Source organism: Pseudomonas sp. Irchel s3f7, assembly GCF_900187615.1.
Classification (GTDB): Bacteria; Pseudomonadota; Gammaproteobacteria; order Pseudomonadales; family Pseudomonadaceae; genus Aquipseudomonas.
The window spans coordinates 1-9119 of sequence record NZ_FYDO01000051.1 but is presented as its reverse complement, the minus strand read 5'-3'; the positions used below and the strand labels follow the sequence as shown (position 1 = coordinate 9119).

8 protein-coding genes are annotated in these 9119 nt (G+C 60.4%); 6 read left to right on the top strand and 2 right to left on the bottom strand.

Translation table 11 applies throughout. From position 1 onward, the window contains the following. Positions 1–283 precede the first annotated feature (283 nt). Genes CKW19_RS27820 through CKW19_RS27810 form a run of 3 tightly spaced genes read left to right on the top strand, consistent with a single transcriptional unit; the run spans position 284 to position 2305 of the window. Positions 284–589, top strand: a complete 306-nt coding sequence (locus CKW19_RS27820) for a hypothetical protein (RefSeq protein WP_095061711.1) — start codon at positions 284–286, stop codon at positions 587–589. Beyond that, positions 589–1449 (top strand): DUF72 domain-containing protein, encoded by an 861-nt coding sequence (locus CKW19_RS27815; RefSeq protein ID WP_095061709.1) that lies wholly within the window; start codon positions 589–591, stop codon positions 1447–1449. Before CKW19_RS27820 ends, CKW19_RS27815 begins: the two co-directional genes overlap by 1 nt. Before the next feature lie 34 nt (positions 1450–1483). After that, the gene (locus CKW19_RS27810; protein WP_095061707.1) at positions 1484–2305 is read left to right on the top strand and encodes an oxaloacetate decarboxylase; all 822 of its coding nucleotides are present in this window, start codon (positions 1484–1486) and stop codon (positions 2303–2305) included. Between the two features lie 29 nt (positions 2306–2334). Here the strand turns inward: CKW19_RS27810 and CKW19_RS27805 are convergent, their stop codons facing one another. Continuing rightward, a complete protein-coding gene (locus tag CKW19_RS27805; RefSeq protein WP_095061705.1) occupies positions 2335–2955 on the bottom strand; it encodes an energy transducer TonB in 621 nt (206 codons plus the stop codon). 93 nt (positions 2956–3048) lie between these two features. Here CKW19_RS27805 and CKW19_RS27800 point away from each other — a divergent pair, with 93 nt between their 5' ends. After that, the gene (locus CKW19_RS27800) at positions 3049–3831 is read left to right on the top strand and encodes a class I SAM-dependent methyltransferase (RefSeq protein WP_095061703.1); all 783 of its coding nucleotides are present in this window, start codon (positions 3049–3051) and stop codon (positions 3829–3831) included. A gap of 137 nt (positions 3832–3968) precedes the next feature. On the opposite strand, the gene CKW19_RS27795 is transcribed toward CKW19_RS27800, so the two are convergent. Further along, positions 3969–4607 (bottom strand): TetR/AcrR family transcriptional regulator, encoded by a 639-nt coding sequence (locus CKW19_RS27795; RefSeq protein WP_095061701.1) that lies wholly within the window; start codon positions 4605–4607, stop codon positions 3969–3971. Between the two features lie 93 nt (positions 4608–4700). Between CKW19_RS27795 and CKW19_RS27790 the strand changes: the two genes are divergently transcribed. Next, positions 4701–5801: an efflux RND transporter periplasmic adaptor subunit gene (locus CKW19_RS27790; protein ID WP_095061699.1), complete on the top strand. Its 1101-nt coding sequence runs from the start codon at positions 4701–4703 to the stop codon at positions 5799–5801. Between the two features lie 6 nt (positions 5802–5807). Further along, positions 5808–8873 (top strand): efflux RND transporter permease subunit, encoded by a 3066-nt coding sequence (locus CKW19_RS27785; RefSeq protein ID WP_095061697.1) that lies wholly within the window; start codon positions 5808–5810, stop codon positions 8871–8873. Positions 8874–9119 lie beyond the last annotated feature (246 nt).

Here is a 9119-nt window from a genome sequence, read left to right as displayed (position 1 = left end):
GGGCTGGAGCACAATCTACGTCACAGGCATAAAGCCTAAGGAGCTGCACGGCTTCCAGAACCCTCCCTCGATGATCAGTCGAGAACTATCGCTCCTGATGGAGCGATAGTCGAGATACAAGGAGCTGCCGCAGGCTGCGATCTTCTACAGGCACCGCCAATCATCGGTTTCTAACCCCAGCTTTTAAACCTTTTCCCTTTTATGTGTTCTAGTTATCACTCGGCCGTTTGCGAAGTGGATTCCGCGCCACTAAACTGCCACCACTGATCCCGAGCATACCTTTATGCGTATAGACGGCGTTTCCTCTCAGTCCTACCCGATCAAGCGCAAGCCTCGCAAAGGCCATGTGGTGGAAGACGAGTCCGTCGATATCGACGGCGAGCTGGAATTTCCGACTCAAGAGCAACTGGCTGCCCGTGCCGCCAAAGCCTCTGCGCAAAAGCTCAGCAATCTCCCGGCCCGCCAGCAGGACATGCTTTATCACCGTGCGATGAGCAAAAGTGTGGCCATGGCGTTGGCCAGCTACCTGAGCACCGCCGGGTTCGTCGATTGGGATGCGGAAGTGCTGGGTCTCGACCTGTACATCTGATGGATCTGCCTTACTACCTCGGCTGCCCCTCCTGGAGTGAAAACGCCTGGCGTGACTATCTGTATCCGCCAGACGCCAGACCCGCTGAATTTCTGAATCTCTACTCCCAAGTATTCAACGCCGTGGAAGGCAACACGACTTTCTACGCGAGCCCGGCTGCCACGACGGTGCAGCGCTGGGCCGACACCATGCCCGAACATTTTCGGTTCGCCGCCAAATTTCCCGGCGAGATCAGCCACGGCGGTGACCTGCGCGAACAGCTCACTGCCGCCGAAACCTTTCTGCAGTTGCTCAGCCCGCTCGGCGAACGTGTGTCGCCCCTGTGGTTGCAGTTATCGAAAAGCTTCACGCCGCAACGCTTGCCGGAACTGGCCGGATTTATCGATGCCCTGGAACGGCCTCTGGCCGTGGAAGTGCGGCATGACGACTTCTTCGCCAAGGGCGATAGCGAGCGCATGCTCAATCGCCTGTTGCTGGATCGCGGTGTCGAACGCATCTGCCTCGATCCGCGTGCGCTGTTCAGCTGCACCTCGACCGAACCTTCGGTGCTGCATGCTCAATCCAAGAAACCCCGAGTCCCAACGCGCCCGGCAGCGTTCACGCAGTTTCCGCAGGTGCGCTTCATCGGTCATCCCGAGCTTGAGGCCAACGATCCCTTCCTGCTGCCGTGGGTGGAGAAAATCGCCCTGTGGATCGAAGAGGGCCGCACGCCTTACATCTTCCTGCACACCGCCGACAACCAGCTCGCAGCCAAACTGGCGCAACGTTTTCACGCCAGATTGATGCTGCGTTTGCCTGGCTTGCCGGCGCTGCCTGAGCTATACAGAGAACCCGCCGCCGAGCAACTTGGCCTGCTCTGAAGGCGGATTCGTTGCCCTTTTCAGGAGTCTGCCAATGGATGCGCAAACCCTTCGAGCCCAAGCGTTTAAAGCCTTGCACGAACGCAGCGGTGCTTTTGTGATTCCCAACCCGTGGGATGCCGGCTCGGCGAAAATGCTCGCAAGTCTGGGCTTCGAGGCGCTGGCGACCACCAGTGCCGGCTATGCCTTTTCCCAGGCTCGTCCCGATGGCGGCCTGACCCTGGACGAGACGCTGGCAAACGTCCGGGCGATTGTCGGCGCCACGGACTTGCCGGTGGCGGTGGACCTGGAAAACGGTTTTGCCGACAACCCCGCCGATTGCGCCAAGAGCATTCTGCGCGCGGCGGAGGCGGGCGCTGTCGGTGGTTCGATTGAAGATGCCACCGGCCGCGAAGAAGGCCCGATCTACTGCTTTGAACATGCAGTGGCGCGCATCGAAGCTGCCGTCGCTGCTGCTCGCCGCTTGGCGTTTCCTTTCACCTTGACGGCCCGGGCGGAGAACTTCCTGCACGGTAATCCGGATCTGCCAGACACCATCCGCCGCTTGCAGGCATTCGCCGAGGCGGGCGCCGACGTGCTTTACGCGCCGGGCCTGCGCAACGCCGAGGATGTACTGGCGGTGGTGCGTGCGGTGGCGCCAAAACCGGTGAACATTTTGATGTCGGGCGGCTTGAAGCTGACGGTCGCGCAGTTGAGTGAAATGGGCGTCAAGCGCATCAGCGTGGGCTCGGCGCTCGCACTGGCGGCGTATGGCGAATTCTTCCGCGCCGCCGAAGAAATCCAGACGTCGGGTACGTTCGGGTTCACTTCCCGTTCCATGCCGTTTGCCCAAGCCAATCAATTGTTCAAGGGCTGAACATAGAGTGTGTAGCGGGGGGACGAGGATCAGGCGGCGATGCGCAGGTTCTGCAGGACAATCGGGCGTGCCCAGCCGTTGTCGAAGTCGAGTTGTTTCTGTTGCTCCACCCGTTCTTCCGACGAGAACGGCGGGAACGGCTTGTCGAGCAAATCGAGTTCAAATTCGGCAATCGGCAAGTGCAGTGGACGGGGTTGCGGCGCCGGGGTGATGTGCGGCACAGGTTGGCCGGCGTTCAGGACGATCGGGCGAACCCAGCCGCTTTCGAAGTTTTGTTGCTTCTGCTGAGCGACGATTTCATCCGCCGGGAACGGTGGGAAAGGCTTGTCGGCCAGGTCCATTTCGAATTCGGCAATCGGCAGGAACAGCGGCTCGGGCGGGCGGACTTCGTTGTCCTGCACATCGCATTCACGCTGGGACACGATGTGCGCCAGCAAGTCGCTGCCGACGGTGGGTTCGACCGGGCTTTCCAGATCGACCGGTGGGAAATTCAGAGATTCAGGTAGCACTTCACCCGACTGTTCGGCCAGCGCACGGGCAAAGAAATCTTGCCAGATGTGACTGACACCGCTCAGTGCCTGGGTGTTTCGCAGGTTGTAATCGCCGTAGGGCGAGATAAAACCTGTGATTGTGGGTTGAAAGTCTGACATTTCTCTCGGTCGACGCTCAGCTCTGGCAAAATGCTCGATAGTTTTGTTATCGGCCGTTTTTGCCGATCATTAATTTTTTGAGCGTGTTTTCCGATGATTGATCAACCCGCGGTGTGCCGCATCCATGTCGAGGCGCTGAACCCTGCCTTCGCGCCACAAGCCGAACAATGGGCCGAGCGCCTGGGCTTGCCGCTGCAAGTGGCTGACGGCGAGTTTGCCTTGCAGGTGGGCGAGCAGGGTTTGCAACTGCAACAGCTTGGGCCGGATGCGCCGGGGCCGGTGCGGGTGGACTTCGTCGAGGGCGGTGCGGCCCATCGCCGTTTGTACGGTGGCGGCAGCGGGCAGATGATCGCCAAGGCTGTAGGCGTCGCCCAAGGCGTGCGTCCGCGCGTGCTGGACGCCACGGCGGGGCTGGGCAAGGATGCGTTCGTGCTGGCAAGCCTGGGCTGCGAGATGAGCCTGATCGAGCGTCAGCCGTTGATTGGCGCCTTGCTGGAGGATGGCCTCGCCCGGGGTGCAGAAGATTTCGATGTGGCGCCGATCGTGGCGCGCATGCGGTTGCTCAAGGGCAATTCGATTGAGGTGATGCGCAATTGGGAGGGGGAGCCGCCGCAGGTGATCTACCTCGATCCGATGTTTCCGCACCGTGAGAAAACCGCGCTGGTGAAGAAAGAAATGCGCCTGTTCCGGCCGCTGGTGGGCGATGACCCGGATGCACCGGCATTGCTCGAAGCGGCACTCGCGCTGGCCAGCCACCGGGTGGTGGTCAAGCGCCCGCGCAAGGCGCCCTGCATTGAAGGGCCGAAGCCGAGTCATGCGCTGGATGGCAAGTCCAGTCGGTATGACATTTATCCGAAGAAGGCGCTCAAGCCTTAGGACCGAGTCGCCTTCATCGCTGGCAAGCCAGCTCCTACAGGTTTTGTGTCGGTCCCGGGATTTTGGAACACCTCGGACCCTGTAGGAGCTGGCTTGCTAGCGAAGGCGTCAGCCCGGACACCCTCAAATCATCAGGTTCACTCAGGCCGATAAGCCCGCATAAACAACCCCACCACTTCCCGCACATGGCTCTCCGCCGCCTCACCCACCGGCGGTTCGCCGCAGCCGTACAGCAAACGAAAATTCCCCGCGCCCTTGAGCAGGCAGAAGAAGTGCTCGGCTGCGTTGTGCGGTTTGTCGATGCTCAACGCGCCGCTTTCGTCGATCTTGCTCAGCAAGCGCTCCATGCCATGCACCATGCGCTGGGGCCCGGCCTCGAAGAAGATCTGCGAGAGTTTCGGGTCCAGGCTGCCCAGGGTCATCATCAAGCGGTGCAGGTTCACCGACTCATCGCTGTTGATCAACTGATGGAAACCGCGCGCGATGTTCAGCAGCACCGCTTCCACCGCCACGCCTTCCGATAATTCGAAAAACAGCGGTGGCAGTTGTTCTTCGCACTTGGCCACCACGGCGGCGGAGAACAGCGTCTCCTTGTCGTTGAAGTGGCTGTAGACCGTCAGCTTCGACACACCGGCCTCCGCTGCGACAGCATCCATGCTGGTGTTGGCATAACCCTTGGTCAAAAACAGCGTTTTCGCTGCGTCGAGGATCGCCTGGCGCTTGGCCAGATCCTTGGGGCGGCCTGGGCCATTGGGTGCTGAAAGATTGTTCGGCATATTCGCTTTTATTACTGGACTGGTGAGTTTGCTATTAATAACATACTCGCCAGTATAATTATTCCAAGCACCATTAGCGAAAGGTCCTTCACCATGTTCCGCTATGCCTTGCCCCTCGCGTTGCCGGTCAGCCTGGCATTTCTATTGACGGCGTGCGGTCACGAAGAAGCGCCGCAAGTCAGCATCCGTCCGGCCATGGTGGTTCAGCCAGAGCCGTCGGCGCAGGCGATGGAAAGCTATCCCGGTGAAGTCCGCGCCCGCTATGAGCCGGACCTGGCGTTCCGCATCGGCGGCAAGGTCAGCCGACGATTGGTCGACGAAGGGCAGCGGGTCAAGGCCGATCAGCCGCTGGCGGAACTTGATCCCCAGGACGTGCGCCTGCAATTGGAAGCCACGCGCGCCCAGGTCGCGGCCGCCGAGGCCAATCTGAGCATGGTGCGCGCCGAGCGTGATCGCTATAAAACGCTGATGGAGCGTCAGCTGGTCAGCCGCTCGCAGTACGACAATCACGAAAACCTTTACCGTTCTGGTGAAGCGCGTCTCAAACAAATCAAAGCCGAATTCAACGTCTCGACCAATCAGGCCAGCTACGCCGTGCTGCGTGCGCCGCAGGATGGCGTGGTCGCCAAGCGTGCGGTGGAAGTCGGGCAAGTCGTCGCGGCCGGGCAAACCGTGTTTACCCTGGCCACCGACGGCGAGCGTGAAGTCTTGATCAGCCTGCCAGAGCAAAGCTTCGGTCGCTTCAAGGTCGGTCAGCCAGTATCAGTGGAGCTGTGGACGCAACCGGACCAGCGTTTCGACGGACGTATCCGCGAACTGTCGCCGGCTGCCGATCCCAAGTCCCGCACCTTCGCGGCGCGCATCGCTTTCAGTAGCGCCAAAGTGCCCGCCGAGCTCGGCCAGAGCGCCCGTGTCTTTGTGCCGACCGCCGAAACCGTGGCCCTGTCGGTGCCATTGTCCGCGCTGACCGCAGAAGGCGGCGTGACTTATGTCTGGGTCGTCAGCGCCAACAACACATTGAAGAAGACCCCGGTGCGGATCGGTGCCTTTGGCGAGAAAAACGTACCGGTACTCGAAGGCCTCAACGCCAGCGACTGGGTCGTGGCTGCGGGTGTTCATGTGCTTCTGGACGGACAATCCGTGCGCCCGGTGGATCGCTCCAACCGCGTGGTCAATCTGGCCGACAAGGAGTAATCCCCGATGGGCTTCAATCTTTCTGCCTGGGCGCTGCGCAATCGCCAGATCGTCCTGTTCCTGATGCTCTTGCTGGCGATCGTTGGCGCACTTTCCTACACCAAGCTCGGCCAGAGCGAAGACCCGCCGTTCACCTTCAAAGCCATGGTGATTCGCACCAATTGGCCGGGGGCGACCGCCGAGGAAGTCTCGCGCCAGGTCACTGAACGCATTGAAAAGAAACTGATGGAAACCGGCGAGTACGAGCGCATCGCTTCGTTCTCTCGCCCCGGAGAATCCCAGGTCACCTTCATCGCCCGTGACTCCATGCACTCGGTGGAGATCCCGGAGCTCTGGTATCAGGTGCGCAAGAAGGTCAACGACATTCGCCACACCTTGCCGCCAGGGATTCAGGGGCCGTTCTTCAACGATGAATTCGGCACCACCTTCGGCAACATCTACGCCCTGACCGGCGAAGGTTTCGACTACGCCGTGCTCAAGGATTACGCCGATCGCATCCAGATCCAGCTGCAACGGGTCAAGGACGTGGGCAAGGTCGACCTGCTCGGCTTGCAGGACGAGAAAATCTGGATCGAGCTGTCGAACGTCAAGCTCGCCACCCTCGGCTTGCCATTGGGGACGGTGCAGCAGGCGCTTGAAGAACAGAACGCGGTGTCCACGGCGGGCTTCTTCGAAACCAGCAGCGAGCGATTGCAGCTACGGGTGACGGGGAATTTTCGCACGGTCGACGAGATCAAGAACTTCCCGATCCGCGTAGGTGATCGTACGTTCCGCATCTCCGATGTGGCGGATGTGCGCCGTGGGTTCAACGATCCACCGGCGCCGCGTATGCGCTTCATGGGGGAAAATGCGATTGGTCTGGCTGTCGCCATGAAGGAGGGCGGCGACATTCTGGTGCTGGGCAAGGCGCTGGAAGGCGAGTTCGCCCGTATCCAGAAAAACCTCCCGATCGGCATGCAGCTGCGCAAGGTGTCCGATCAACCGGCGGCGGTGAAAACCGGCGTTGGTGAGTTCATTCAGGTGTTGGTCGAAGCATTGGCCATCGTGCTGTTGGTGAGTTTCTTCTCACTCGGCGTGCGCACCGGCATGGTGGTCGCCCTGGCGATTCCTCTGGTGTTGGCGATGACGTTTGCCTGCATGTATTACCTTGGCATCGGCCTGCACAAGATTTCCCTCGGCGCGTTGGTTTTGGCGCTGGGACTGCTGGTGGATGACGCGATCATCGCCGTGGAAATGATGGCGATCAAAATGGAGCAGGGCTTCGACCGGGTCAAAGCGGCGAGCTATGCCTGGACCAGCACCGCGTTCCCGATGCTTACCGGCACGCTGATCACCGCAGCCGGTTTCCTGCCGATTGCCACGGCGCAATCGGGCACGGGGGAGTACACCCGTTCGATCTTTGAAGTGGTGACCATCGCGCTGCTGGCGTCGTGGGTGGCCGCGGTGCTGTTCGTGCCTTACCTGGGGGAAAAACTCCTGCCGGACCTGGCGAAAATTCATGCGGCGAAACACGGCCCAGGCCAACCGGATCCTTACGGAACACCGTTCTATCAGCGCGTCCGGCGTGTGGTGGAATGGTGTGTGCGCTGGCGTAAAACCGTGATCGCGGCGACCGTGGTGCTGTTCGTTGCCTCCATCGTGCTGTTCCGTTTTGTGCCGCAGCAGTTTTTCCCCGCGTCCGGCCGACTGGAGTTGATGGTCGACCTGAAACTCGCCGAAGGCGCTTCCTTGAGCAACACCGCCGAGGAGGTCAAACGCCTTGAAGCCTTGCTCAAGGACAAGGCCGGGATTGATAACTACGTGGCTTACGTCGGCACCGGTTCGCCGCGTTTTTACCTGCCGCTGGATCAGCAACTGCCTGCTGCGAGCTTCGCCCAGGTTGTGGTGCTGGCCAAGACCATCGAGGACCGCGAACCCCTGCGTGCATGGTTGATCTCAACGCTCAACGAACAATTCCCGACGCTGCGCTCGCGGGTCACGCGCCTGGAAAACGGTCCGCCGGTTGGCTATCCGGTGCAGTTCCGGGTCACGGGTGAGCACATCGAGGAAGTTCGGGCCTTGGCGCGCAAAGTCGCGGCCAAGGTTCGGGAAAACCCGCATGTGGTCAACGTTCACCTCGATTGGGAAGAACCAAGCAAAGTCGTGTACCTGAACATCGATCAGGACCGCGCCCGGGCATTGGGCGTGAGCACGGCGAACCTGTCGAAGTTTTTGCAAAGCTCGCTGACCGGCTCCAGTGTCAGCCAGTACCGCGAAGACAACGAGTTGATCGAGATACTGCTGCGCGGCACCGTGCATGAACGCACGGAGCTGTCGTTGCTGCCGAGCCTGGCCATACCGACGGACAACGGTCGCAGCGTAGCGTTGTCGCAGATCGCCACGCTGGAATACGGCTTCGAAGAGGGCGTGATCTGGCACCGCAATCGCCTGCCTAACGTGACGGTGCGCGCCGATATTTATGGCAAGGAACAGCCGGCAACGCTGGTTCAGCAGATCATGCCGACGCTTGATCCGATTCGCGCCGAATTGCCGGACGGGTATTTGCTGGATGTCGGTGGCACCGTAGAGGATTCCGAGCGCGGACAGAACTCGGTGAAGGCCGGGGTGCCGCTGTTCATCGTGGTGGTGTTGACGTTGCTGATGCTGCAATTGCGCAGTTTCTCACGCACGGCGATGGTGTTTCTGACGGCACCGTTGGGGCTGATCGGGGTGACGCTGTTCTTGCTGGTGTTCCGTCAGCCGTTCGGGTTTGTGGCCATGCTCGGGACGATCGCGTTGTCGGGGATGATCATGCGTAACTCGGTGATTCTGGTGGATCAGATCGAGCAGGATATTGCTGCGGGGCTGAAGCCTTGGCAGGCGATTATCGAGGCGACGGTGCGGCGGTTCCGGCCGATTGTGTTGACGGCGCTGGCGGCGGTGCTGGCGATGATTCCGTTGTCGCGCAGTGTGTTTTTCGGGCCGATGGCGGTGGCGATCATGGGGGGGTTGATTGTGGCTACGGCGTTGACCCTGCTGTTTTTGCCAGCGCTTTATGCGGCGTGGTTTCGGGTTCGCAACGAGTCGGTTTGAGGGTTTGACCTTGGCGGCCTTCGGGCCGACCAGGTTCTTGGTTGATTGAGAACATATCCGTTTCTGCGGTAACGGCCACTTATGGTTTCGCCCTTACGGCGAGTCCCTTTTGGCAAACGCGGTACGTGTCAAGGTACCTGTCACCTTGTCTTACAGTTGCTAGCCCGTTGCGCTCTTAATTTCAGGGCGCTCTGGGTTTAAATACACAGCATCTGCCAACTTCCAGTTGCGTGTTCGAGTGCTCCA